The following is a 24,447-nucleotide window of genomic DNA, read 5'->3' on the forward strand; positions in this document are numbered from 1 at the left end:
CCTGAACTTCATCGATTCTGTCCGCGCCCTTCTCCCCGCCGGCTTCTTATCTTTCTGTCTGACGGATTTGAACTCCTGCTGAACGCAAAAAGAAGGCCTTCAGCAGGAGGGCCCTACTCCTACTAGGGGATCACGACGTAGTTGCTGAACCCGCCGTCGCGGTCCTTGAGTCCGGAAATCGCCTCATTGACGTCAGCGAGTGGGAAGCAGCGGTTTTCCAGATACGACAGGTCAATAGTTCCCGTGCGCACCATCTCCGCCATCTCCTGTCCTTGCGCAGTCGTGAACCAGTTCGAGCCGATCAACTGGACCTGCTCGTCCATCAGCCACTTGACATCGACCGGAAGGTTCTCTGCGACGCCGCCGACATTGACCACCTTGCCGCCACGTCGCACACCCTTCATCGAGTCGAGCATCGTCGATGCGGGCGCCTTTGCGCCCAGCGCACTGATCACGAAATCGGCGCCCTCGCCACCAGTCAGCGAGCGTGCCCACTCTCCGGTCGATTTTTCGCCGAGACGGATGACCTCGATCCGGTCCGGGGCAAGCGCCTTCACGCGCTGCAGGAGCCGCTCATCCCGGCCAGTTCCAATAATCCGGGAAAGACCCATCGCGAGGCCAAGAACCGTCGCCGCTACCCCAAGCGTTCCGGTAATGCCGTCGATCAGCGCGACCTGGCCCGGCCCCGCGCCCGCGTTCTTCAATGCCCCGTAGGATGTTCCCAGGTAGCCGAACCTGCCGGCCCGCTCGAAAGGCAGATTGTCGGGAATATTGACGATCGCGTACTCAGGTGCGGTCATATACTCCGAGAAGCCACCATACGGGTACAAGTCGAAGATCTTCTGGCCATCACGGCTGGTGCTGAAATAGCCGTTGAGCGTGTAATACCGGCAAAGACTGCGGTGCCCTGCCTTGCAGGCCGAGCACGAACCGCACGAGCGCAACGGGCTGACATAGACCCGGTCGCCCGGCTTCGCATTGATCACGGCTTCACCGACTTCTTCGATCACGCCCGCCGGATCCAGCCCAAAAATGGCCGGAAATTTCGGCAACGGCTGGTGCGGAAACCATGTCATCCAGTTATTGATCACATTCGCCATATTCGGCACGATGCCGCACGCTTTCACGCGCACCAGCACATCGGTCGGGCGGGGCTTCGGCACAGGAATCGTGTCAAGCGTCATCGGCGTACCAAGGGCATGCAGCCTGGCTGCAACCATTGTCTTTTCCATACAGTACCTTTTGCAGTTAAATCAATTCGAACTAGACCGGGTTTCGCAGGGCGTATTAGCGATAGCCCTCTTCCAGTTCGATGTCCAGCGCACCCATGATGCGGACGCCCGAGTTGTACCAGGCAATGGTGAGCACCAGTTCGACCAGCTGGCGTTCCGGAAGGAACTCGGCTGCCGCGCCCCAGGTCTGCGCGCTGACGTTCACCTTTTGCGTGGACTCTTCGGCGAACTTCATCACGGCACGCTCGCATTCGTCAAAGAGCGGGGACGTCTTGAATTCTGGGATTGCCTTCAGCTGCGCTTCGCTGATCCCCGCTTTCAGCCCGTGCGACTGATGGTGTGCGATCTCATACTCCGAGCCGGTGCAATGCCCGACCGTGAGAATTGCAAGCTCGCGAAGTTTGGGGCTCAGCTCCGAGGCGCGCAGCGCGTTTGCATAAGACAGGAACTGACCCAGGATTTCAGGCACATTCGCCAGTGCTCTGAAGATGTTGGCGGTAGGGACTTTTCGCTCACGTTCGAGCCTGTCAAAGATGGCGGCATCAGTGCAGTCCGAACGATCAAGGTATTTGACTCGTGACATGGTTGGAAATCCTCTTTCTATGCCTGATTTTTTGCCGATAGCTGCTTCTGCACGTAGCTTTCGAGCGTCTCGGGTTTTGGTTTTTCTACCGGAGGAATCAGCGATGTCTCCTCGAAGCTGGTGGCCTCGAAGTACCACCGTTCCGGTGCCGGAAGGCCCCAGCGCACGTTCGTACTAAGCGTGGCCGCATCCCACCGCACCGGTTCAATCTCGGTGTCGATCGTCTGGTAGTGACTGTTGAACAGCTCTACGCGGTGCCCATCGGGATCGCGTAGATAGACAAAGAGCATTCCGCCCGGGCCGTGACGACCTGGGCCGCGTTCGACCTCAGTGCCGTACCCGTAAATTCCGGCAAAATCACACGCGTCGAAGATGTTGTGCGACTCGGAGACGGTATAGGCGAAGTGATGCAACTTCGGCCCTTCGTTCTGCACAATTGCCAGGTCAAGGCACGTGCCCTTGCGGTACATGAACGCGCCAAGCAACTTGTCACCATGCGCGAGGTATTCCGAGTTCCGGAAACCGAGCCGGCTGTAGAACGCACACAGAGCATAGGTGTCGGGCGCGAATATCTGGAAGTGATCGAGTCGCTGGGCGTGCGCCCCTTTGAAGATTTCACGGTTCAGGTATTGGCGCTCGCGCGTTTCCATCGTTGCGCAGAGTTCAATCTTCGTGCCGATCGGGTCCGTGACATGGAGCGTGCGGCCCTGATACGCAACTTCGGCCCACTCCGCTGGCAACCCCTCGTCCTGGAAGAACTGATAGGCAAGATCCAGGTCTTCCTCGAAGAACACCCGAAAGCCCAATCGCTTGCAGGTCGCCTCGCCCTGGGTCTGTACAAGGACCAGGCTGTGATGACAGGCCTCTGCCAATCCGCGCAGATAGCAGACCTGGTCGTCCTCGTCAGAAACAACGAGACCCACGATATCGACGTAAAACTGGCGGCTCTTCGCCAGGTCCGCGACATGCAGGACGACATGGCTGGTCCGGGTGATGTTGAATGGCGGGCGAAGATTTACGGGTGGCAGCATATGAACCTCGTCTTGGGGGAATATTCAACAGTGCGCGCTAACGTTCGCATAAATTAGGACAGAAGTAGGCAAAGATCAATAGGAGCTGCAGGGGATGTTTAAGTCGGCGCGGTCGCGGATGGGTTGCGTGGCAACAACGCGATTTCCGCAGCCAGGCCACCAACAGCATCCAGCAGGAATTTCACGCTTGCCTCATCGACAAGCCTGCCCTCCTGGACCTTGCTTTGAACGCCGGCGATGACCACCTGTGGCCAGGCAATGACGCGCGCGAGCATGCCGGAGAGCGTCTCTCTCAGTTGGGCCTGTGCCCGTACGCCACCGGTAAAGGCCGGGGAGCTGGTCACGATTAGCACTGGTTTGCCCTTCAGCGGCGAAGTCAGTGCGGGGCGCGACACCCAGTCAAGGGCGTTTTTCAGCACACCAGGCATTCCGCAGTTGTACTCCGGCGAGCACAATATGATTCCATCGCTCGCCTCGATCGCAGACTTTAATTGCTGAACGCCTGGCGGCACGCCGCAAAGCTCCACGTCCTGGTTATAGAGCGGAATATCGTCCAGTGTGATGACAGACAATCCGATGCCGGCTGGCATCGACATCTGCAGCGTTCTAAGCAGGGCGGTATTGTTTGACTCCCGACGCATGCTTCCTGATATACCCAACAGCATAAGATCTGGCATTGAAGACCACCTCTCTTGAACAGCGAAACAATGGGGACTGGTTAGGGGTTCCTGTGCCGACGACGCAGTCCCGTGTCAGAGCTGAAACGGCAGCGCGCCCCAGCCACTGAAGACCGCCTGCTTGCCAAGCCACTCCTCGATTCTCAGTACCTCGTTCCATTTCGCCGTGCGCTCGGAGCGTGAGAACGAACCCACCTTGAGCTGGCCAGCGTCCCAGCCGACACTCAGGTGAGCAATGGTCACATCCTCGGTTTCGCCGGAGCGCGCGGACACAATCGTGCCGAATCCGGCCTCCTTGCCCGCAACCAGCGCATCATGTGCTTCGGTGATGGTGCCGGCCTGGTTAGGCTTGATCAGCACTGCGTTGGTATGGCCGGCCACCGCCGCGCTTGCGACGCGCTGTGCATTGGTGACAAGGTAGTCATCGCCGATAATCTGGCACCGGTGGCCATACTCCTTCGTGAAAATGCCGAAGCCAGCCGGATCGTCTTCCGCCAATGGATCCTCGATCGAGAGGATCGGATAGTTCGCCAGCCAGCCGCCAAGCATCCTGACCATCCCCTCCGTGTCGAGGGTGCGCCCGTCCAGCGCAAGCCTGTAGCTGCCATTGCGGCCGAACTCCGAGGCCGCGATATCCAGCGAAATGCCGACCTGCGTGCCAAGGTGCAAGCCCGTGTCGCTGATTGCAGCGAGCAACGCGTCAAGCGCCTCTTCGTTGCAATCAAACGTGGGCCAGTAGCCTCCTTCGTCGGCGACGCCCTGCAACTTGCCGGCCTTCTTCATCAGTGCCCCCGCCGCGCGATAGATTTCGGCGGTCCAGTCCAGGGCCTCGCTGAAACTGCTCGCGCCCGGACACATCACCATGAAGTCCTGAACGTCAACGCGTCGCGCCGCATGGGCGCCACCGCCAAAAATCTGGATTTCGGGCAGCGGAATGCGCACCGTCCGGTCGCCAGCAAGGTAGTGCCAGATGGGTTTCCCCGCAGCCGCCGCAGCTGCGTGCAGCACGGCCATCGAAGTTGCGACCAGCGCGTTGCCACCCAACCGTCCCCGGTTCGGGGTACCGTCAAGTTCCACCATGCCTTTGTCGATCGCGGCCTGGTTTGAAGCGTCCCGGCCTGTCAGCAGGTTCGCAATGTCGCCGTTGACGGAAGCAACGGCGTTGGCGACGTCGAGGCCGCCAAAGGAAACACCGCCGTCACGCAGGTCCATCGCTTCCCCGCTGCCGGTTGACGCGCCAGCCGGCGCGATGGCGCGACCGATCACTCCGCATGCCAGCGTTATCTCCGCTTCCACAGTCGGACGGCCGCGGGAATCCCAAACACGACGGCCATGGACGCGTGTGATGGTTGTATCGGTCATATGCAGACTCCTGTTATTGAACCGAATGTTTGAATAAATTGCATTTGACGCGGACCAGCCATTTCCCAAAGGCACGCTTTGCAACACAGTTACGCTAGATGTTGGTGACGTTTTGCGCACCGACCAGCACAAAGGCCACACTCGCCGCTACCTGGCCTCTGTTCCTCCAGGCGTGGCGGGTGCCGTTCTGTACGATCAGGTCATGTTCGCGAAGGTGTGTCACGTCGCCGTTGTCAAGTTCAAGCCAGATTTCACCGTCAAGGACAATGCCGTAGTCAATGGTGGGCGTCGTGTGCATGCCGTCGGCCTCGAAGAGCTCTGCCAGGCCCGGGCTGATCCTTGCGTTCTCTTCTGCCGCCAACGCCGGATCAAATTCTGGCGACGAGAAGACGCTGTCCGGCGGAAAAGTGACCACGAGGAAACGTGTCTCACCAGCGGCGGGAACAATGCTCCGTACCGCAACTGTCGGATCCGTGCCATCGAAGGGCACTGTTGAAGACCGCGATGTCGCCCACACCAGACGCGACACCATCCCGGGGATATGCCGGAATGCTTCGGAACGCGGCGCAGCGGCGTCCATGACCACAGCCGCAGCACCATGCGCCCCGTTACCGGTGACAACACGCCGAAGTTCGACTGGTAGTCCCGCTATTTCTTGCGATTCGCTTTGCATCGTTGTCTCCGTTTTCGACTGCAGGTACGTGCCCGCCAACGTATTGGCGAACCGTCCTCGGCCTGTGCTATTCAATGCTAACGTTGGCATAAGTATGTGTCGGCAAAATTGCGATGTCAAGTCGAACCAACCAGCAGCTCGAATTGACATCACGACCGTCGCACGCTAACGTTAGCACACTAATTTTGACATGGTGTGCATCATGAAGATCATCCGTTACCTGGCCGACGGCCTTGTTCACTACGGCCTTGGCAAGCCTGAGGGGAGAATTGAGCGGCTGGCAGCGGCCCCCTGGGAAACCCTGCAGCCATCCGGTCACATTGACGATCTCAGCACCGTCAGGCTGCTCACGCCAATCGAGCGCCCGCGAGTCTTCGGTCTGGGCTACAACTATCGGGCGCATTCGCAGGAGGTGGGCAAGGCCAGCCCCGCAATCCCGGTGCTTTTCATGAAGCCCAGCACCACGGTCATTGGCCCCGGTGATTCGATCGTCTACCCGTCGGACGGCCAGAATATTCATTTTGAAGGCGAACTCACCGTCGTGATCGGCAAGCAAGCGCGCCATGTGTCGGAGCAGGACGCTCTTAGCTGCGTGCTGGGCTACACCTGCGGTAACGATGTCAGCGACCGCGTCCTGCAGCGCCGTGAAAGCGAGTTTGGATGCCTCCTGGCTGGCAAGGGTTACGACACCTTTGCACCAATTGGACCCGTCATTGCCACTAACCTTGACCCGTCGAACCTGAACATCATTACCAGGGTGAACGGTGAAGTGCGGCAGGACGGAAACACCGCAGACCTAGTCTTCAGCGTGGCGCAGATCATCGCCTACCTGAGCAAATACATGACGCTGCTCCCTGGCGACCTCATCATGACCGGCACGCCGGCGGGCGTCGGGCCCATCAAGGTGGGTGACGCTATCGACGTGGAAATCGAAGGAATTGGCGTTCTTTCCAACAACGTCATCGCGGCAGCCGACATAGAGCCCTGAAGACTGAAGGCAGTAGTGAAGTGCCGCGCCTCGGCCCGCAGGGCGGCCAGTTCGGCGGCGGCCTCCTTGGGGGGCCTGCCGGATCCGCCATCGAGAATTAGGTACGTAGTAAGCGTTCCCTTCCTCAACCGTGAATCGCTGGCGGTCAGTCAGGGGCGCCGGGCAGTCCCACGATCTGGGGAAGAATGGCACACCATTTCCTTCCATACGGTTGCTCGCCGGCGCTTCGAACAACATACCCGTACGGTATCAACTCACGCAAATTCAGTATTGGACTGCTCCGAATGGCAAGAGTCACTATCCACAGCAGAAGTCGAAGTGAGTGGGGACCACTGCCCAGCCCGGATAAGTCGCTAGGCGCCTTTCGATGGCCAGAAAAAGCACCGTCCCCGCTTGCGTCATATAAAAGGCCCCAACGGAGACATGCATCGTATGACATATTTAGCGAAGCAAATGAGGTACTGCCTACTGGCGGGCAATCTCTTACTGAGCGTGGCCTGCTCCTCCGCGGCAGCCGCGGCCCCACTGCAATTGGCAGACGAGGGAGTGTTCTTCATCGGGGGACGACAGATCCAATCCCCCGCGCCAGGAATCTCTCCTGCGGGTCCTGTCCCAGCGGGCACCATCGTGGTCGACCAGATGTACGTCCACTATCGCATTCCCGCACAGGCGCCACGTCGCACACCCATCGTTTTGGTTCACGGCGGCGGGCTCACAGGGGCGAGCTTTGAGACCACCCCGGACGGGCGCGAAGGGTGGGCGACTTATTTCGTGCGTCAAGGCCACCCGGTGTACGTCGTCGACACGCCAGGCCGAGGGCGATCGGGCTTCGACGCTACACCGATAAATCAGGCAAAGAAGGATGACAGCACGGGAGCGCTGCCCTCAAACGTCCTCATGGTGACGGCAGAACTGGCATGGACATTGTTCCGCTTTGGGCCAGCATACGGCACGCCCTACCCAGACACGCAATATCCAGCGGAAGCCATGCCGGCCTTTGGGGCACAGGTCGTACCTTTTGCGGAATCATTGCTCACGAACGGCCCCATGGATACTGTGCCCAACAGCCTGGCAGCCTTGCTCGAAAAAATTGGGCCCTCCGTGGTAGTCGTCCATTCACTGTCGGGCCCTTTCGCAGACGCCCTCGTTGGGATACGGCCAAAGCTGGTGCGGGCGGTCATTAATATCGAAGGCTCACAATCGATTGTACCCAGCGACGCGCAGATTTCCGCCTATGCTGGCATCCCCAACCTTGAACTGTTCGGCGACAACCTCGATTCAGCTTCGTTCACCGGACGTCCACGTTTCAATGCCCGTAAGGCTGTGGTCGAGCGCATCAATCGCGTCGCGGGCGGGCGCGCCGAAATCATGACACTTCCGAGTGTCGGCATTCGGGGCAACTCCCACATGATTATGCAAGATAAGAACAACTTGCAGGTCGCGGATTTCATCCTGGACTGGCTGAGTACGCGTGTGTCGGAAGCGAGTCGATAGAGGCGGGTCCGTAGCGATAGGTTCCATCAATGAATTCACAAGAGGAAACTTGACCATGGTTCCATTGCGCCATCTTCGCGGTCTACTTCTTTGTTGCGCTGTCGCACTCGTGCCGAGCGTACACGCGGAAGCGCCCGTCGTGGGCGGTCAGGCGCCGGGCTTCTACCGCATCATGGTGGGCGAGTTCGAAGTGACGGCTTTGTCGGACGGCACCAATCCGATGCCGGCCACAACGTTGTTGAACGGAGACCCTGGCAAGGTCGCCACCCTGCTTAGGGAGAATTTCCTCGGTGAGCGTGTGGAGACTTCACATAACTCCTACCTAATCAACACCGGCAAGGAACTTGTTCTGATCGATGCTGGCGCCGGGGCTCTTCTCAGCCCACAAACAGGCGATTTGCTGCACAATCTTTGCGCGGCCGGTTACCGGCCCGAGCAAGTTGATGAAGTCTACCTCACCCATTTGCACCCCGACCACGTCGGCGGCCTAGTCACTGACGGAAAGCGGACGTTTACGCACGCGATGGTGCGTCTGGATAAGCGCGAGATGGACTTCTGGCTCAGTGAAGCAAGAATGCGCGCAGCCCCAGAGTCCATGAAGCGATTCTTTGAAGGCGCCATGGTCTCTCTCAGGCCGTACGTGGCGGCTCAGAAGGTGAAGCCCTTTGATGGCAGTGTGCCGTTGATTCCCGGCATCACCTCGCAGAGTCTCTATGGTCATACTCCGGGGCACACAGGATTTTCCATAGAGAGCAACGGCGAGAGGCTTCTCCTTTGGGGTGACATCATTCACGTCGCCGCCGTACAGTTCGAGGACCCGTCAGTCACCATCGCATACGACGTGGACGCCGGCTCCGCGCGCGGCGAGCGGCGGCGGATGCTGGCCGACGCCGCACAGCAGGGCTACCTAATCGGCGGCGCGCACGTTCCCTTTCCGGGCATCGGGCATGTGCGAACCGATGGCGATGGGCGGTTCACCTTTTTGCCGGTTGTCTATACGACTCTAAAGTTTCCTCGATAGCACTCCGCTTGCCGCCTGCCAGCGCGGTGGCCTAGGGCCATGGCCGCGGCGGTCCGGCGCGCACGCTTGCTTGTATTGGCGCGCGAGTTGAGCAAGATGGTGCCCGACCTCGGCAAAACCGACATGCCGCGGCGCAGGGCGGCCTGCGCCACCGCCATGACCACAAGGCCAATGGGCGCCTCGCCCAGCAAGTGCCCGATATGGGGTTCGAAGCCGGTCGGGGCGTACCCGCTCTGCCGCACGTGCTCCAGCACGGCTTCGGTTCCAGCCTCAGCAGCAAGCCGCGTGAATCTAGGCATCCATGGGCAGCGAGTTGTAGGCGCCGAAGAATCGGCGAACCCCGCCCGGGCCGGGTGCAAGTCACAACGACCTAGGCTCCAGGCGCCACACTCCGCAGCGGGGGCCACAGTCTGGCCCGAGTGTGCGCCTTGTCAGAAACTCGCCTTCTGCACGAATGTCGGCCACCGCTCTTGATGCGCGAGTCGATTGAGCCTCTAATTATTCGGAAGGAGTCCTAAGCCGTCGAGAGGCTATATGCACTGCACAAATTGCCGGTTCGAGAATCCGGCAGGAACCAAGTTCTGCGAGCAATGCGGGGCACGGCTTGTACACACCTGTCTGCAGTGCAGCCACGAACTGAGTCCTAACGCCAAGTTCTGCAGCGAATGCGGCGCGCCCGTGAGCGCGTCGTTGCAAGCGGCGCCCGCAATTGTTCAGCCAGCGGCTTCTGCGCCCATTCATTACACACCTCCCCACCTAGCCGAGCGCGTCCTGGCTGAGCAGGCGGCCGTGGAATCCCGCGGCGAAACCGCCGGTGAGCGCAAGACCATCACGGCGCTTTTCGCCGATATGGCTAGCTCCACAGCACTTATCCACGACCTGGACCCCGAAGAAGCGCACCGGCTGATCGCCCCCGTCGTCGAACTTATGATGGACGCCGTGCATTACTACGAGGGCTTCGTGGTGAAATCGCTCGGCGACGGAATCCTGGCCCTCTTCGGCGCCCCGATTGCCCACGAGGACCATCCGCAGCGGGCACTCTATGCGGCGCTGCGCATGCAGGAAGCGATGCGCCGCCATAGTGACCGGATCCGCCTGGACCGAGGCATCCCGCTGCGAATCCGCGTCGGTGTCCATACGGGCGAGGTCATGGTGCGCTCGATCCGCAAGGACGACCTTCACACGGACTACGATCCGGTAGGGCACACGATCCATATTGCTGCACGAATGGAGGCAATGGCGACGCCCTCGTCGATCCTCGTGAGCGAGGCCACCCATAAGCTAACCGAGGGATATTTCGAGTTCAAAGCCCTGGGCGCGACTCAGATCAAAGGCGTTCCCGAGCCGCTTGCCGTCTATGAAGTACTCGGCCTCGGCTTGTTGCGCACACGACTGCAAGTCGCTACGCGACGCGGGCTGGCCCGATTCGTAGGCCGCCAGTCGGAGCTGGAGCAATTGCATAAGGCGTTGAATGAGGTCAAGGCCGGACACGGGCAAATCGTCTGCGTCGTGGGAGACTCCGGGGTCGGGAAGTCTCGGCTGTTCCATGAGTTCAAACAACTCTCGCCCCGAGGTTGTCTGGTGGTGGAGGCTTTTTCGGTCTCGCATGGCAGATCCTTCGCCTACTTGCCGTTGATCGAGCTTTTGAAGAACTACTTCCAGATCACCGCCCACGATGATGAGCGAAGGTGCCGGGAGAAAGTCACCGGCCGCGTGCTGACCCTCGACCGTAGTCTCGAAGACGTCGTGCCCTACCTGCTCTATCTGCTGGGAATCGCCGAGCAGAGTTCGGTGTTGGCGCACATGGATCCGCAGATTCGGCGCCAACGCACTTTCGATGCGATTACTCGACTGTTGGTGCGCGAAAGCCTCAATGAGCCCCTTGAGATCGTGTTCGAGGACCTGCAATGGCTAGACAGCGAAACCGAGGCTTTCCTCGGGTTCTTTATCGAGCGTGTGCCAAATGCCCGGATTCTGCTGCTCGTGAACTATCGGCCCGAGTATCAGCACGGCTGGGTCCTCAAAAGCGACCACACCCAACTGCGACTGGATCCCTTGGGGCCTGTCGACGCTCACCGCCTGCTGACCGAGCTGGTCGGAGATGATGCCGGGCTCACGGCTCTCAAACTGCTTGTCCTCGAGAAGACGGAGGGCAATCCTTTTTTCATCGAAGAGGTGGTCCAGACCTTGGCCGAGGAAGGTGCACTGCTCGGCGATCCTGGGCGTTATCGGATCGAGAAGACCCCGACCGCGCTGCATATCCCGACTACTGTGCAGGGCGTGCTCGCAGCCCGTATGGACCGGCTGCCCACTGCAGAGAAGGAGCTGCTGCAGATCCTTGCCGTGATCGGCAAGGAGTTTCCATTGAATCTGATCCGGCAGGTCGTCGGGCAGCCGGAAGACACTCTACGCCGTCTTCTGTCCCGCTTGGAGACCGGAGAATTCATTTACGAGCGGCCCGCATTTCCGGAGGTGGAGTATGTGTTCAAACATGCGCTCACTCAGGAAGTCGCTGGTAACTCGATGCTCATAGAGCGGCGTAGCGTGTTGCACGAACGCACGGCACAGGCCATCGAGACGCTTTTCCATAGTCGGCTCAAGGACTATTGGAGCGAGCTCGCGCACCACTACAGCCTGAGCGGCAACATTCCGAAAGCCGTGCAGTACCTGCAGTGCGCCGGGCAACAGGCCTTCCAGCGTTCCGCCAGTCTCGAAGCGATCCGACAGCTCAGCGCGGCCCTGGCGCTGCTCGAGCGTCTGCCCGACACGCCCGAGCGGGTCCAGCAAGAACTCGAGCTACAGCTGGCCATCGGTCCGGCCTGGATGGCCGCGAAAGGTTATGGGGCGTCGGAGGTAGTGGCGACCTATGCTCGCGCGCTCGCATTGTGCGAACAGGTTGGGGAACCTTCGCAGCTCTTCTCGGTGCAGATGGGGCTGCGGACCTATTATCAATTGCGTGCCGAGTACCAGACCGCAAAAGAGCTAGCGGAGCGGCTCCTCCGCTTAGCTGAGAACACCCAGAACCCGGGGATGCTGATGCACGCTCATTTTCTGCGCGGAGTGACTTTGTTTCGTTTAGGCGAGCTCGCCATGGCTCATACTCACGTGCAGCAGTCGGTTACCCTCCATGACGCAGAACCGCTGGACGGAGCGACCTTTCTTCACGGACGGGACCACCCGGGGATGCAGGGCCGGAGGATCTTGGCTTTGATTCTGTGGTATTTGGGCTATCCGGATCAGGCCATCAAGCGAAGCCAGGAGGCGCTCATTCTGGCTCGTGCGTCTCACCCCCTTGGCCTCGCCCATACCTTGGCCGTTAGCACCGAGCTACATCAGTTGCGGCATGAGGCGCAACTGGCCATAGACTGGGCCGAGGCGACCGTCACGCTTTCGACCGAGCAGGGGTTTCCGCTTCACTTGGCGTGGGGAACTATCCTTCAGGGCTGGGCGCTGGCCGAGCTGGGACATAGCGCGGAAGGAATTTCCCGAATACTTCGAGGCCTGACCGCCTATCAGGCCACGGGGGCACAACTCGGACGGTCATACTTTCTGGCCCTGCTGGCGGAAACTTATGGCAACGCGGGGCAAGCCGAGGCAGGTCAGAATACGCTGGTCGAGGCAATGGCCATGCTAGACAGGACCGGGGAACGCTACTACGAAGCTGAGCTGCATCGACTCAAGGGTGAACTGCTGGTTCATGAGTCAGGCGCCCGGGCCGACGGGTCCGCGGGCGACGAGAGAGCGGAAGTGTGTTTTCACAAAGCCATCGCAGTGGCGCGCGACCAACGTGCCAAGTCGCTGGAGCTGCGAGCGGCGCTGAGCTTGGCTCGGCTTTGGCAACGACAGGGCAAGACGGCAGCAGCGCGGCAAATGCTTGCCGAAATTCGCGGCTCGTTCACGGAAGGCTTCGACACCGCTGACTTGTGGCAAGCCAAGGTGCTGCTTGAGCGGCTGTGACGAGCAGCTACGCCAGGCCTGTTCACGCCAATAGCAGGCTTTCGCTGCCCGCCGGAAGTGTCGAGCGCAAGGAATGCGACGAAGGGAATACTGGACGTATCATGGAAGGCGAACTCGACTCACCGGTCAGGGACACGCCGTTATCGGCCAGCAGGGGCACGATGCACGCCGGCGGCATGTCGGCGAAGCGCGGCTCCTGTCCGCAACAGCTTGGCCCCTGCTCAAGCTGCTGCAGATACACCCCATCGGGGGGCCCCCTTCGGGAGCGAGTGCGAGTCGAGCTAACGCATCATTGCGCGTCGTTTGGAACCAGCTCCAGAAACCGTTTGAGCGTCGCACAATCATTCCCGCACTCCCACGCGAGAATGAACTCACTGAAGGAGGCACCGCGCAGATCGATTCGAAAATCGATGAGATGATCACCGGGGCGCAACGCCATGTGTGGATCAAGGCGCCAGCGGAAATGATTGTGCCCAGGTTTCCCATGCTCACAGAGACGGCCAACCGGGGCGTGCAGATCATTCTGATCGTGTTTGGAGAAGACGAAAGCGCGCTGCGCGCAGACCCGCGCTTCACCGTGTTTCTGCATGAAGGGCGTGGAGCCCATCGCGGGGCTAGCGATGTCGTTTTCACGATGACGGTGGACAGCGAGAGCTTCATCATTGCCTCCTATACCGCCGACGCTTCCGCGTCGTTTGCGAGCAACCCGTCCCTGGTCTACGTCGTAGAAACGATGATCACGCACGAGGTCTATCTCGCTGAGATGTACTCAAAGATTGGACCTACCCTGGACTCGCTGTTTGGCGAGCATCTTTCCGCATTGCGCGAAAAGTATCGGCCGGCTGATATGTGGCTACGCCTGGCCAAAAAGCAGACTGAATGATCGATTGAGGCGGGCCCTGGAGCCCACCTCAATCATGCACCCATGGGGGCGTGTTACAGATGACGCTCCCCCAGGCCGACCTTCGCATAGATGGTGTTGATGTGCTCTTTGACGTCATCCGGCGTGTCATCGTCAGCCGGCAGGTGCGACCAGCCCACCTTTGCGCGGGCATAGCGTGCGATGACTTCGTCCTGGTCCGACGTGCCACCGCTGATGCCGTAGGCGCCAACCATCACGTTGTTCTTGAAGACGGGAGCGCAGCCACCGGAGGCCACGACCTGGCCGTTGGTAAACACCGATGCGTTTGCCAGCATCTGGGGATTGCGCTCCTTGAACCACTGCTGGATGACCAGGCCATCCGGGAAGCGCGGGCTCATCGATCGGAAAGCCGCGGCCGTGTACGCCTTCGCCTTGGCGGTGTCCGGCGTGATAAAGCCGGCATCGTCCATTCGTTCAAGCGCGATCAGGTGGCCCTCCGGACCAACCACCGCCACTGTGATGGGAACCCGCATCTCGGTGGCCTTTTCGACCACGACCTTGATGAATTCCCGGCACTCCAGTGCTGTGAGCTTTTCCATTGCTACTCTCTCTTCCTTAGTTAAGCGTGATACCGGCGTCCTTCATGACGCGTCCCCATTTGTCCGTCTCTTCCAGCATGTATCTCGCAAAGGCTTGCGGCGCCATGCCCTCCACTTCGAACCCTTGCGTCCCCAACTGCGCCTTCACGTCCTCTGACTTAAGCGCTTCGTGGAATGCCGCAGCAAGTTTCGTTTGCACGGCTGCCGGTGTGCCTGCGGGCGCGACGACGCCGAACCATACCGACGATTCAAAGTTGCGAAGTCCAAGCTCAGCCAGCGTTGCGAGCTTCGGTGCTGCTGGCGAGCGATGCGCACCGGCCGTGGCCAACGCTGTCAACTTGCCATCGCTGACGTAGCGCATCACGGTCGATGCCGGTGCGAACATGACATTGACCCGTCCGGCAAGCAGGTCCGTCATGGCTTCGGAGCTTCCCTTGTAGGGAACGTGGAGCATTTCCACCCCGGCAACCTTGTCGAACAGCAGCGCTGCCAGGTGCGGCGAGGTACCAATGCCAGACGACGCGTAGCTCAGTTGACCGGGCTTCGATTTCGCCAGCGAGATGAAGTCCTGCAAAGACTTGGCATTGAGGGAGGGATGGACGACCAGCACGTTCGGCACGCGGCCAAGGAGCGTGATGGGTACAAACGATTTGGGCAGGTCCACGCCCACGGTGCCGCGCGAGTTCGCGTTGATTGCATTGGCCACCGTCACGACGAATAGCGTGTAGCCGTCAGGCGGCGACGCGGCGACGGCCCGGGCCGCCGCGGAACTGCTCGCACCGGGACGGTTGTCGACTACCACCGGCTGTTTGAGGATTTCCCCCGCGCGTTTCGCCACGATGCGCGACACGACATCCGTTGAGCTGCCTACGGCGAAGCCGACGGTGAGCTTGATGGGTCGATCGGGAAAAGCCTGTTCCGCCATTGCACCGGCCGGACAAGCCAGTGCAAAGGCCGTGGAAAGGCCAGAGATAAGGGCACGGCGTAGCATTTCTGTCTCCTGTGCAGGATGCCTTGTGTGTCATGGCACCCGTTGCCAGCATTTAATACCCGCGCCACCTATAATTCAAACGACTTATACCTATCAATATATTGGGTTTTTCAATGAATGTGACGCTAAAGCAGCTGCAGGCGCTCGTGCTGGTCGCGCGCTATGCCAGCTTTACCAAGGCGGCGGAGTCCATGCATCTGACCCAGTCAAGCGTGAGCCTGCTGGTCCGGGATCTCGAGGAAGCCCTCAATGCCAAATTGCTGGACCGCTCCACACGCTCGGTGGCACTCACAGAGGTCGGACAAGATCTCTTTGCCGGGGCGGAACGTATTCTCGGAGACCTCAACCACGTGGTCACGAATGTGGGCGAGCTGGTGGCGAAGCGGCGTGGCCGCGTGGTCCTGACCGCGCCTCTGGTTCTGTCCAGCACGTTTGTCCCGAGAGTGATTGCCGCGTTCCGATCGCGCTACCCCGGAATCGAGCTGCTGCTCAAGGACTCGCTACCCGATCAGGTACTTCCCCAGGTGGCTAATTCCGCGGCGGACGTTGGCATCGGGACATTCGGCTCGACTCCCGACGGTCTGCACGCCACCGTATTGTTCCGTGAACCGCTCGCCGCGGTCTTTCCCATCGGCCATGCGTTGGCGGGAAAGCCACAACTGAACTGGTCCGATCTGCGGGACATGCCATTGCTGGCGTTGCCCCGTGGCAGCGTGCTGAGAGAACTCGCCGACAGCGGACTCATCGCTGCCGGCCTGGAAGGCGAACCTGTCTTCGAGGCGACCTACGTCGGCACGCTGATCGGCCTGGTCAAGGCCGGCCTCGGCGTGGCGATCGTTCCAGGCTCCGCGACCGTGCTGGCTGATCAGAGCAAGATCACCTGGAAACGGCTGGACAATCCCGTCGTCGAGCGCGAAGTGTTCCTTATCCACCGTGGCGCAAGCTCACTCTCTCCGGCGGCCGAAGCCTTGATCGAAACGATCGAGCAGGAAGCCTTGACGTTCTCGTCCGCCGTGACGGCATAGGCCGGGCACGCACGCCTGCGCTATGGCGCGACCACGCCAGGATCATTCCGGTAGTCGCGCACGATGCCAAGAAATCCCTGCAACACGGGAGACGTGTCCCCCCGGCGATAGACGCAGCTCAGCTCGATGTCGCGCAATCTGGGATCTCTCAAGGGCTTGTACACGACCCCGGGCAAACGGAGATTCGCTGCAGACTCCGTCGTGATGGCAAGTCCAAACCGGCTGGCGACGAGAGCGACGCATGTCACCACGTCCTCGACCTCCTGCTCGACCCGCAGCCTGGCCCCGGCCAGTCGAAACGCTTCCGCGACCTGCTGCGCAAGACCATGCAACGGAATATTGGGGTAAAGGATCATCGGCTCGTTGTCGAGATCGGCAATTGAAATGGCAGCCCGGCTACACAGTGCATGCCCCTCGAAAAGCGCGACTAGATAGGGCTCGCGCAGGACCGATTCCACAATAAGGTCCTCTTCTTCCGGAACCAGGCGGTTAAACGCAACAGTGATACGGCGCTCGCGCAGCGCAGTGATTTGCTCACTCTTCGTCATGTTGTGAAGGCTGATCTGGACTTCAGGCCGGGCTGTATGAAACCTGGCCAGCAGGCGAGGGACTACATTCAGGATGCCCGCGCTGAAGATTCCCACGTCAAGCCGCCCCAGCAGGCCTGCGCCCGCGAGCCTGGCCTGTTCTTCCGCCAGCTGGGTCAGCGCAAGGATGTTGGGGACGTCCTGCAGAAGTCGCTTGCCCGCCTCGGTGAGCTCTGTGCCGCGATTGCCGCGCTCAAAGAGTCGCGTGCCGATCTGCTCCTCTAACGCGCGGATCTGTCTCGTCAACGGGGGCTGGGCCATGTGCAACCGCTCGGCGGCCCGACCAAAGTTGAGCTCCTCCGCGACTGCCAAGAAGTAACGCATTTGCCGCACGTCCATGGTCGTCCTTCAGCGGGATTCACGATACCGGAATGGTATCACCCGGCTTGAAAACAGTATTGGACCGGCATGGCAGCGCGCCGCAATACTTCCTCCACTCTCAGGAGGCTTGCTATGCCAATCGTACACATCTCCCTCGTCAGCGGCCGCGATGCGGCCGTCGTGAAGCGCTGTCTTAAGGCAGTTGCACAAACCGTTCATGAGACGTTGGGAGCCCCGCTCGAATCGATCCGCGTTTTCGCCACGCCCGTAGCACCGGCGCACTGGGTCGTTGGTGATCGCGCCAAGGACGAGCCCGCCCCCACAAAGGAGGTATCCCAGTGAAGTCAACCGAAATCGCAACCGCCGCAGTCGCACTGCGGCAGGCAGCGCAAACGCGCAAGTACATCGCCCCGTTACGCGAGACCTATCCGGACATCACCATCGAATCTGCTTACGCAATCCAGCGTCTCAACACGATGCAGAAATGTGGCGATGGTCATCGCGTGGTGGGTTGCAAGATTGGCCTCACCTCCCTCGCTGTGCAGAAGCAGCTCGGCGTTGATCAGCCGGACTTCGGCATGCTGTTCGACGACATGAGCTATGGCGATAGCGAGTCGATCCCTTTCGATACGCTCACGCAGCCCAAGATCGAGGCCGAGATCGCGTTCGTGCTGGGACGGGATCTTACGATGAAAAATCCAGGACAGCTGGACGTCCTCAACGCCGTGGAGTACGTACTGCCGGCGCTTGAAATCGTGGGAAGCCGGATTTCAAACTGGAACATCGGCATCGCCGATACCATCGCTGACAACGCCTCCTCCTCGTCTTTCGTGCTCGGCAGCACGCCGAAAAAACTCGGCGAGATGGACCTGCGTCTGTGCGGAATGGTGCTCGAGCGCGCCGGTGACCCCGTGTCGACGGGCGCCGGCGCCGCATGCCTGGGCAACCCCCTCAACGCCGTCGTATGGCTTGCCCGTACGATGGCCGCGCTCGGCACCCCGCTGAAGGCAGGTTCGGTGGTCCTTTCGGGCGCATTAGGCCCCATGGCCGCGGTCCACACAGGCGACATATTCGAAGCCCGCATCAGCGGGCTGGGCTCCGTCAGAGCCGTATTCGGGCAAACGGGCAAGGAGGCAGCATGAGCCAGTACTCCGACTTCGCACGCATTCTCGACGAAGCCGCGCAGCGCGCGCAGGCCGTCGCCCAATTCGATCCTGAGGGAGCAATGCCCCTCCCTGAAGCTTACGAAGTGCAGCGTGCATCCATCCGATGCCGACTGGATCGCGGCGAAAAGCGCGTCGGCGTAAAGATGGGCTTTACCAGCCGCGCCAAGATGCTGCAGATGGGCCTGTCCGACGTGATTTGGGGACGGCTAACCTCGGGCATGCTCATTGAGGAGGGTTCGACAGTCAACGTCTCCCGCTTCGTCCATCCACGCGTCGAGCCTGAGCTGGCGTTCGTCCTGCGCGAGCCGCTTTGCGGGCACGTCACTCCAGCCCAGGCGCTCGCTGCCGTGGAAGCCATCGCGCCGGCGCTCGAAGTCATCGATTCGCGTTATCAGGACTTTAAGTTCTCGCTTCCCGAGGTCATTGCAGACAACGCCTCCTCAAGCGGCTTTGTCATCGGACCATGGCAGGACCCGCACCAGGACTTCTCGAACCTTGGTCTCACGCTGTCGATCGACGGGCGGACGGTGCAGGTCGGGTCCACGGCCGCATTGCTCGGACACCCGTTGCGTTCGCTGGTCGCTGCCGCGCGTCTTGCCGAGCTCGCCGATGAGCCTCTGCAAGCTGGATGGATCGTGATGGCCGGTGGCGCGACCCCCGCTGAGTGGATCAGGCCGGGGCAGTATGTCTCCGTCGAAATGGAGCGGTTTGGACGGGCGGGTTTTCACGTCGGGGGCTGAGACAGATTCGCCACCGCACCGTACGACATCACTGAGTTTTATGGAGACAGACATGCAACATAAGGTCAAGGTTGCGATCATTGGCCCGGGCAATATTGGCACCGATCTCATGATCAAGGTCATGCGCAACTCTAAGTATCTTGAGATGGGCGCCATGGTCGGCGTCGATCCGACGTCGGATGGCCTGGCAAGAGCATCCAGACTCGGAGTTGCCACGACATCCGACGGCATCGAAGGACTGCTTCGACTCGAGGGCTTCCGCGATATCGATATCGTCTTCGATGCTACATCCGCGAGCGCGCACGCGCGCCACAACGAGGTCCTGCAACGTGAAGGCGTGCAGGTGATCGACCTTACGCCCGCGGCGATCGGTCCGTATGTCATTCCGGCAATCAATCTCGAGGAGGAGGATTCGCCAAACATGAACATGGTCACGTGCGGCGGGCAGGCGACGATTCCGATGGTGGCGGCCGTATCGCGCGTCGCCAAGGTCCACTACGCCGAGATCGTTGCATCGATCGCGAGCAAGTCCGCAGGACCCGGCACACGCGCAAACATCGACGAGTTCACCGAGACGACTCGTAAGGCGATCGAGCAGATTGGTGGAGCCGAACGCGGCAAGGCCATCATCGTGCTGAATCCGGCGGAGCCGCCTTTGATCATGCGCGATACGGTCTTCGTGCTTTCGGAACCGGCCGACCGCGAAGCCGTGGAACAAAGCATCGCCAACATGGTGAAGGCCGTTCAGTCTTACGTACCCGGCTACCGCCTGAAGCAGGCCGTCCAGTTTGACGACATTCCTGCAGACAAGCCGATCAATGTGTCAGGGCTCGGCCCGCGCCACGGGCTCAAAACATCGGTATTCCTCGAGGTGGAGGGCGCAGCCCACTATCTCCCCGCCTATGCGGGAAATCTGGACATCATGACCTCCGCGGCGTTGGCGTGTGGAGATCTGATGGCGCATCGCCGGATAGCCGCTGGCATCGCGCGCGGCGCAAAGGAGTGAACGCAATGAACGACAGCAAGCGAATCTACGTCTCGGATGTCACGCTGCGCGACGGCAGCCACGCCGTACGCCATCAGTACAGTATCGACAACGTGAAGGCGATCTCAGCAGCGCTGGATCGGGCCGGCGTCGACAGCATCGAGGTCGCTCATGGCGACGGCCTGGAAGGCTCCAGTTTCAACTACGGCTTTGGCGCACACACGGACGTCGCCTGGATTGCGGCTGCAGCGGAGTCAGTCCGGAATGCGGCAATTGCGACGCTATTGCTACCGGGCATCGGGACCACTCATGATCTGCGCAATGCGTTTGATGCCGGCGCTCGCGTGGTCCGCGTGGCGACGCATTGCACCGAGGCGGACGTCTCACGCCAGCACCTGGAATACGCACGTGAGCTCGGTATGGACGCCGTCGGCTTCCTGATGATGAGCCACATGACAACTCCGCAGAATCTCGCAACACAAGCGAAGCTGATGGAAAGCTACGGCGCGACATGCGTGTATGTCGTTGATTCGGGCGGTGCACTAGGAATGAGCGACGTCCGCGACCGCTTCCGGGCGTTCAAGGACGTGCTGGATCCGAAGACCGAAACGGGCATTCACGCGCACCACAATCTGAGCCTCGGGGTTGCGAACTCCCTGATTGCGCTCGAGGAGGGTTGCACACGCGTTGACGCTAGTCTCGCGGGGATGGGCGCCGGTGCGGGCAACGCCCCGCTGGAGGTATTTATCGCTGCGGCGGAACGGCAGGGATGGAATCACGGCTGCGACCTGTACGGCCTGATGGACGCGGCGGACGACCTGGTACGTCCACTCCAGGACCGCCCGGTTCGCGTGGACCGCGAAACGCTTGCGTTGGGCTATGCCGGCGTTTATTCGAGCTTCCTGCGCCACGCGGAAATTGCCGCCGACAAGTACGGCCTCAAGACTGTGGACATCCTGGTCGAACTGGGTCGCCGCAAGATGGTAGGCGGCCAGGAAGACATGATCGTCGATGTGGCACTGGACCTGCTGCGGGACGCAACGCCTCAGTGAGCGCGGCCGGGCGTTGTGCGAATAGCTCTTTGGTGGGGACGGCCAAGCGAGGTTGTCCATTCTTCTGCATATGGAGCGCTGATGACAACTTTCAAACTCAACGTCAATGGCAAGCCCCACACCGTCAGTGCGGACGGCGATACGCCGCTGCTCTATGTCCTTCGCAACGAGCTAGGCCTCCATGGCCCAAAGTTTGGATGCGGACTTGGCCAGTGCGGCGCGTGCACGGTGCTGCTGAATGGGACAGCTACGAGGTCCTGCCTGCTTCCTGTGTCCACACTTCGAGGCGCGAGCATTGTGACGCTTGAGGGCTTGGGCACTCCCGAGCGCCCTCACCCATTGCAAAGTGCCTTCATCAAGGAACAAGCCGTCCAGTGTGGCTACTGCATTAACGGCATGGTAATGAGCGCTGCAGGCCTGCTCAGATCCAACGCTAATCCAGACGAAAGCGAGATTCGCGAAGCACTGGCTGGCAACCTTTGCCGCTGTGGCACCCATACCCGCATCATCAAGGCGGTGCGGCGCGCCGCAGCGTTCCCCAAGGAGGAGATCTGAGATGGACCGTCGAGACTTCCTCAAGGGAACGGGCGGGCTGGTGGTCTCGTTCTCCTTCAGCACCCGTGCCTTGGCGCAGAACGCCGACTCCGGCCGCCCTATTGCTTCGCCCAAGCCCATGGGCAAAAACCAGCTTGATGCGTGGCTCAGCATCGGCAAGGACGGTCGGGTCATGGTGTACAGCGGCAAGGTCGATCTTGGAACAGGGACCCGCACGGCGCTCGCGCAGATGGTTGCAGATGAGCTGGACGTTGCCTTTGACCGGATCGAGCTCGTCATGGGTGACACGCTGCTGACCGTCGACCAGGGACAGACCGCGGGAAGCCTGACCATCCAGGACGGTGGGAGTACACTCAGGCGAGCTGCCGCATGCGCCCGGCGGGCGATGACGCAATACGCCGCAGCGCGGTGGGGCGTGCCTCCGGAGACGTTGACCGTGAGCAACGGCATTATCTCGGCAGGTCCGGAACGGCAGATTCCATACACCGAAGTCGTTGCGGCGCAAAGCTTCGATGTACCACTGGACAGCAACATCCCACTGAAGCCACCCGGCAGCCGGCGTCTCGTGGGGCAATCGGTCAGTCGTGTCGATACTCCCGACAAGCTAAGTGGGCGTTTCACTTACATGCAGGACTTCAAGCTGCCTGGAATGCTGCATGCCCGAGTGATCCGCCCCAGCGGCCCGGCCGCGCGCCTGGTTGGCTTTGATGCCGCATCCGTCAAGGGCGTCAGAGACCTCGTTCGCATCGTCCACAAAGAAAACTATCTTGCGGTTGTCTGCAAGTCCGAGTGGAGCGCTGTGAAGGCAGCACGGATGCTGAAGGTCAAGTGGCAAGGCGCCGAGAATTTTCCTGATCAGTCTGCCCTGACCGAATACTGGCGCTCACTGCCGGTTCGGAGTGTGGAACGGCCCGCTGCGAAGGGACAAGTCTCGCCCGCGCTCGATCGTGCCAGGCAGAGATTGAAGGCCACCTACACGTTTGCGCCGCACACGCACGGCTCGATTGGCCCGGCATGTGCCGTCGCGGATTTCAGGGAGGGGCGTTGCACGATCTGGTCGGCGTCTCAGGCTACCCACTCATTGCAGGGCGAAATCGCGAGCGTGCTCGGCGTCGACAAGGCTCAGGTTCGCTTGATCTATCTGGACGGTGCCGGCTGCTACGGCCGGAACGGCCACGAAGACTGTGCGGCCGATGCGGCATTCATCTCCCAGGCCATCGCGCAACCGGTGCGCGTTCAGTGGATGCGTGCCGACGAGCACGCATGGGATCCGAAGAGTCCGCCGACGGTAGTGGATCTCGAAGGCGGTATCGATGAAAACGGGCGGCCTACCGCATGGAAGTCCGATTTCTACCTTGCAGCGGCACAGGGCACGCTCAGCGAATTTCCCCTGCTGGCGGCAACCCTCTCTGGTCAAAAGCGTACAGGGTATATCACCGCGCAGATCCAAAAGAACGCCGAGGTCCTCTATGCCTTTCCAAATATCGCCACAAACGTCCATCGGCTGCAGGACCGGGCGTTTCGTACATCGCACTTGCGATCTCCTGGCCGGCTGCAAAATGCGTTCGCCAATGAGGCGTTCTTCGATGAAATGGCGACTGCAGCTGGCGCCGATCCGCTAGCGTGGCGTCTTGAGTATCTTTCGGATCCTCGCGCCCGCGCGGTACTGGAGGACGTGGCTCGTATGTCGGCATGGCAGTACCGCCCGGCCCCTACGCCGGCCCAGTTAAGCGGCGGCAGCGCACGGGGTCGCGGCCTTGCCTTTGTCCGCTACGACAATGATCGAACGTACGTCGCTACGGTTCTGGACGTCGAGGTTGACCTGAAGAGCGGAAAGGTCCGAGTGACCGACGTATGGTGCAGTCACGACTGCGGCCAGGTGATCAACCCTGACGGCGCCTGCAATCAGATTGAGGGGGGGATTGTGCAGACCATCAGCCGGGTTCTTCTTGAGGAGGTCCGATTCGATCGCGATCAAATCACGACCACTGATTGGGCCACCTATCCCATCCTGCGATTCCCTGAGGCCCCGAACATTTCCATCAGCCTGATCGACAGACCGGAAGCGGTGCCTTGGGGCGTGGGCGAAATGGCGCCTGCGACGATCCCTGGCGCCATCTCCAATGCCGTATTCAACGCGACAGGCCTCCGCATGCGGTCCGTCCCATTCTTGCCTGAGAAAGTGCTCGCGCTACTGAAGTAACAAGGACACCGTGCCGCGCGATGGCCCCGAGCCACGAAAACGCGTGATCGGGGTCATCGCCCGGGTCAATGTTTGTGACGGATACGCTCCAGCGCAGCGCCCTTCTCCCTGTCGATCATCACCTTGAACGGCTGCGTATCGTTCAGTCCGTTGTGGCGGACCATTGCCAAGGCAGGATTTTGGCAGCCTCCGTCAGCCGCTGGTCCCGAGCCTTCATCAGAGCTTCGCGACCGAGGCATGGCCAAGGGTGTCGCGCACATAACGCAGGTCTACCTGCTGATCCGTCATGTCGAGCCGGCTGTGTGGTGCAGTCAGTGGGCCTAGGCGTTGGCCAGGGCCGTCG

At 60.7% G+C, this 24,447-nt stretch carries 22 protein-coding genes; 13 read left to right on the top strand and 9 right to left on the bottom strand.

Translation table 11 applies throughout. The features are described 5' to 3' along the window. Positions 1-122: 122 nt before the first annotated feature. The 6 genes from AC10V3_RS39380 to AC10V3_RS39405 all read right to left on the bottom strand — a co-directional run bounded on the left by AC10V3_RS39380 (position 123) and on the right by AC10V3_RS39405 (position 5,558). On the bottom strand, positions 123-1,232 hold the full coding sequence (locus AC10V3_RS39380) for an alcohol dehydrogenase catalytic domain-containing protein (protein ID WP_114131462.1): 1,110 nt from the start codon (positions 1,230-1,232) through the stop codon (positions 123-125). A gap of 55 nt (positions 1,233-1,287) precedes the next feature. Further along, positions 1,288-1,815, bottom strand: a complete 528-nt coding sequence (locus tag AC10V3_RS39385) for a carboxymuconolactone decarboxylase family protein (protein WP_454753693.1) — start codon at positions 1,813-1,815, stop codon at positions 1,288-1,290. 17 nt (positions 1,816-1,832) lie between these two features. Continuing rightward, positions 1,833-2,846, bottom strand: a complete 1,014-nt coding sequence (locus AC10V3_RS39390) for a VOC family protein (protein ID WP_349605318.1) — start codon at positions 2,844-2,846, stop codon at positions 1,833-1,835. A 98-nt stretch (positions 2,847-2,944) separates the two neighbouring features. Beyond that, on the bottom strand, positions 2,945-3,523 hold the full coding sequence (locus AC10V3_RS39395; RefSeq protein WP_349605320.1) for an NAD(P)H-dependent oxidoreductase: 579 nt from the start codon (positions 3,521-3,523) through the stop codon (positions 2,945-2,947). A 75-nt stretch (positions 3,524-3,598) separates the two neighbouring features. After that, positions 3,599-4,885, bottom strand: a complete 1,287-nt coding sequence (gene eno, locus AC10V3_RS39400) for a phosphopyruvate hydratase (protein WP_349605322.1) — start codon at positions 4,883-4,885, stop codon at positions 3,599-3,601. Positions 4,886-4,979: 94 nt separating this feature from the next. Then, a complete protein-coding gene (locus AC10V3_RS39405) occupies positions 4,980-5,558 on the bottom strand; it encodes a cupin domain-containing protein (protein ID WP_349605324.1) in 579 nt (192 codons plus the stop codon). Between the two features lie 202 nt (positions 5,559-5,760). Between AC10V3_RS39405 and AC10V3_RS39410 the strand changes: the two genes are divergently transcribed. From AC10V3_RS39410 to AC10V3_RS39430, 5 genes are all read left to right on the top strand, one after another. Then, the gene (locus tag AC10V3_RS39410) at positions 5,761-6,546 is read left to right on the top strand and encodes a fumarylacetoacetate hydrolase family protein (RefSeq protein WP_349605325.1); all 786 of its coding nucleotides are present in this window, start codon (positions 5,761-5,763) and stop codon (positions 6,544-6,546) included. A gap of 627 nt (positions 6,547-7,173) precedes the next feature. After that, positions 7,174-8,040 carry an alpha/beta hydrolase family protein gene (locus AC10V3_RS39415; protein WP_349605327.1) on the top strand — a complete coding sequence of 289 codons (867 nt, stop codon included), beginning with the start codon at positions 7,174-7,176 and terminating at the stop codon, positions 8,038-8,040. Between the two features lie 55 nt (positions 8,041-8,095). Continuing rightward, the gene (locus AC10V3_RS39420; RefSeq protein WP_349605329.1) at positions 8,096-9,061 is read left to right on the top strand and encodes an MBL fold metallo-hydrolase; all 966 of its coding nucleotides are present in this window, start codon (positions 8,096-8,098) and stop codon (positions 9,059-9,061) included. A 534-nt stretch (positions 9,062-9,595) separates the two neighbouring features. After that, the gene (locus AC10V3_RS39425; protein ID WP_490924378.1) at positions 9,596-13,018 is read left to right on the top strand and encodes an adenylate/guanylate cyclase domain-containing protein; all 3,423 of its coding nucleotides are present in this window, start codon (positions 9,596-9,598) and stop codon (positions 13,016-13,018) included. A gap of 292 nt (positions 13,019-13,310) precedes the next feature. Next, complete coding sequence (locus AC10V3_RS39430) at positions 13,311-13,901, top strand: TrmB family transcriptional regulator sugar-binding domain-containing protein (RefSeq protein ID WP_349605333.1); 591 nt, start codon at positions 13,311-13,313, stop codon at positions 13,899-13,901. Positions 13,902-13,954: 53 nt separating this feature from the next. Here AC10V3_RS39430 and AC10V3_RS39435 read toward each other — a convergent pair whose 3' ends face one another. Continuing rightward, positions 13,955-14,479, bottom strand: a complete 525-nt coding sequence (locus tag AC10V3_RS39435) for a GlcG/HbpS family heme-binding protein (RefSeq protein WP_349605334.1) — start codon at positions 14,477-14,479, stop codon at positions 13,955-13,957. Positions 14,480-14,495: 16 nt separating this feature from the next. Beyond that, positions 14,496-15,470, bottom strand: a complete 975-nt coding sequence (locus AC10V3_RS39440; RefSeq protein WP_349605336.1) for a Bug family tripartite tricarboxylate transporter substrate binding protein — start codon at positions 15,468-15,470, stop codon at positions 14,496-14,498. Between the two features lie 113 nt (positions 15,471-15,583). On the opposite strand from AC10V3_RS39440, the gene AC10V3_RS39445 reads away from it, so the two are divergent. Next, positions 15,584-16,495 carry a LysR family transcriptional regulator gene (locus AC10V3_RS39445; RefSeq protein WP_349605337.1) on the top strand — a complete coding sequence of 304 codons (912 nt, stop codon included), beginning with the start codon at positions 15,584-15,586 and terminating at the stop codon, positions 16,493-16,495. Positions 16,496-16,515: 20 nt separating this feature from the next. Here the strand turns inward: AC10V3_RS39445 and AC10V3_RS39450 are convergent, their stop codons facing one another. Then, the gene (locus AC10V3_RS39450; RefSeq protein ID WP_490924379.1) at positions 16,516-17,421 is read right to left on the bottom strand and encodes a LysR family transcriptional regulator; all 906 of its coding nucleotides are present in this window, start codon (positions 17,419-17,421) and stop codon (positions 16,516-16,518) included. Between the two features lie 114 nt (positions 17,422-17,535). Between AC10V3_RS39450 and AC10V3_RS39455 the strand changes: the two genes are divergently transcribed. The 7 genes from AC10V3_RS39455 (at position 17,536) to AC10V3_RS39485 (ending at position 24,104) form a co-directional block, all read left to right on the top strand. Continuing rightward, a complete protein-coding gene (locus tag AC10V3_RS39455; RefSeq protein ID WP_349605340.1) occupies positions 17,536-17,745 on the top strand; it encodes a tautomerase family protein in 210 nt (69 codons plus the stop codon). Next, positions 17,742-18,545, top strand: coding sequence for a fumarylacetoacetate hydrolase family protein (locus AC10V3_RS39460; protein WP_349605341.1), 804 nt, complete (start codon positions 17,742-17,744; stop codon positions 18,543-18,545). Before AC10V3_RS39455 ends, AC10V3_RS39460 begins: the two co-directional genes overlap by 4 nt. Further along, positions 18,542-19,309, top strand: a complete 768-nt coding sequence (locus AC10V3_RS39465) for a 2-keto-4-pentenoate hydratase (RefSeq protein ID WP_349605343.1) — start codon at positions 18,542-18,544, stop codon at positions 19,307-19,309. Before AC10V3_RS39460 ends, AC10V3_RS39465 begins: the two co-directional genes overlap by 4 nt. A gap of 52 nt (positions 19,310-19,361) precedes the next feature. After that, entirely contained in the window at positions 19,362-20,315 is a 954-nt protein-coding gene (locus AC10V3_RS39470) for an acetaldehyde dehydrogenase (acetylating) (protein WP_490924380.1), read from the top strand. 5 nt (positions 20,316-20,320) lie between these two features. Beyond that, positions 20,321-21,346 carry a 4-hydroxy-2-oxovalerate aldolase gene (gene dmpG / locus AC10V3_RS39475; RefSeq protein ID WP_454753686.1) on the top strand — a complete coding sequence of 342 codons (1,026 nt, stop codon included), beginning with the start codon at positions 20,321-20,323 and terminating at the stop codon, positions 21,344-21,346. Between the two features lie 81 nt (positions 21,347-21,427). Then, positions 21,428-21,901 (top strand): (2Fe-2S)-binding protein, encoded by a 474-nt coding sequence (locus AC10V3_RS39480; protein WP_349605348.1) that lies wholly within the window; start codon positions 21,428-21,430, stop codon positions 21,899-21,901. A 1-nt stretch (position 21,902) separates the two neighbouring features. After that, complete coding sequence (locus tag AC10V3_RS39485; RefSeq protein WP_490924381.1) at positions 21,903-24,104, top strand: xanthine dehydrogenase family protein molybdopterin-binding subunit; 2,202 nt, start codon at positions 21,903-21,905, stop codon at positions 24,102-24,104. Positions 24,105-24,447 lie beyond the last annotated feature (343 nt).

This window comes from Cupriavidus sp. PB-02, assembly GCF_058252315.1.

Coding starts and splice junctions, on each gene's coding strand:
- AC10V3_RS39380 (WP_114131462.1), bottom strand. CDS start 1,232: ATGGAAAAGACAATGGTTGCAGCCAGGCTGCATGCCCTTGGTACGCCG.
- AC10V3_RS39385 (WP_454753693.1), bottom strand. CDS start 1,815: ATGTCACGAGTCAAATACCTTGATCGTTCGGACTGCACTGATGCCGCC.
- AC10V3_RS39390 (WP_349605318.1), bottom strand. CDS start 2,846: ATGCTGCCACCCGTAAATCTTCGCCCGCCATTCAACATCACCCGGACC.
- AC10V3_RS39395 (WP_349605320.1), bottom strand. CDS start 3,523: ATGCCAGATCTTATGCTGTTGGGTATATCAGGAAGCATGCGTCGGGAG.
- eno (WP_349605322.1), bottom strand. CDS start 4,885: ATGACCGATACAACCATCACACGCGTCCATGGCCGTCGTGTTTGGGAT.
- AC10V3_RS39405 (WP_349605324.1), bottom strand. CDS start 5,558: ATGCAAAGCGAATCGCAAGAAATAGCGGGACTACCAGTCGAACTTCGG.
- AC10V3_RS39410 (WP_349605325.1), top strand. CDS start 5,761: ATGAAGATCATCCGTTACCTGGCCGACGGCCTTGTTCACTACGGCCTT.
- AC10V3_RS39420 (WP_349605329.1), top strand. CDS start 8,096: ATGGTTCCATTGCGCCATCTTCGCGGTCTACTTCTTTGTTGCGCTGTC.
- AC10V3_RS39425 (WP_490924378.1), top strand. CDS start 9,596: ATGCACTGCACAAATTGCCGGTTCGAGAATCCGGCAGGAACCAAGTTC.
- AC10V3_RS39435 (WP_349605334.1), bottom strand. CDS start 14,479: ATGGAAAAGCTCACAGCACTGGAGTGCCGGGAATTCATCAAGGTCGTG.
- AC10V3_RS39440 (WP_349605336.1), bottom strand. CDS start 15,470: ATGCTACGCCGTGCCCTTATCTCTGGCCTTTCCACGGCCTTTGCACTG.
- AC10V3_RS39445 (WP_349605337.1), top strand. CDS start 15,584: ATGAATGTGACGCTAAAGCAGCTGCAGGCGCTCGTGCTGGTCGCGCGC.
- AC10V3_RS39450 (WP_490924379.1), bottom strand. CDS start 17,421: ATGGACGTGCGGCAAATGCGTTACTTCTTGGCAGTCGCGGAGGAGCTC.
- AC10V3_RS39455 (WP_349605340.1), top strand. CDS start 17,536: ATGCCAATCGTACACATCTCCCTCGTCAGCGGCCGCGATGCGGCCGTC.
- AC10V3_RS39465 (WP_349605343.1), top strand. CDS start 18,542: ATGAGCCAGTACTCCGACTTCGCACGCATTCTCGACGAAGCCGCGCAG.
- AC10V3_RS39470 (WP_490924380.1), top strand. CDS start 19,362: ATGCAACATAAGGTCAAGGTTGCGATCATTGGCCCGGGCAATATTGGC.
- dmpG (WP_454753686.1), top strand. CDS start 20,321: ATGAACGACAGCAAGCGAATCTACGTCTCGGATGTCACGCTGCGCGAC.
- AC10V3_RS39480 (WP_349605348.1), top strand. CDS start 21,428: ATGACAACTTTCAAACTCAACGTCAATGGCAAGCCCCACACCGTCAGT.
- AC10V3_RS39485 (WP_490924381.1), top strand. CDS start 21,903: ATGGACCGTCGAGACTTCCTCAAGGGAACGGGCGGGCTGGTGGTCTCG.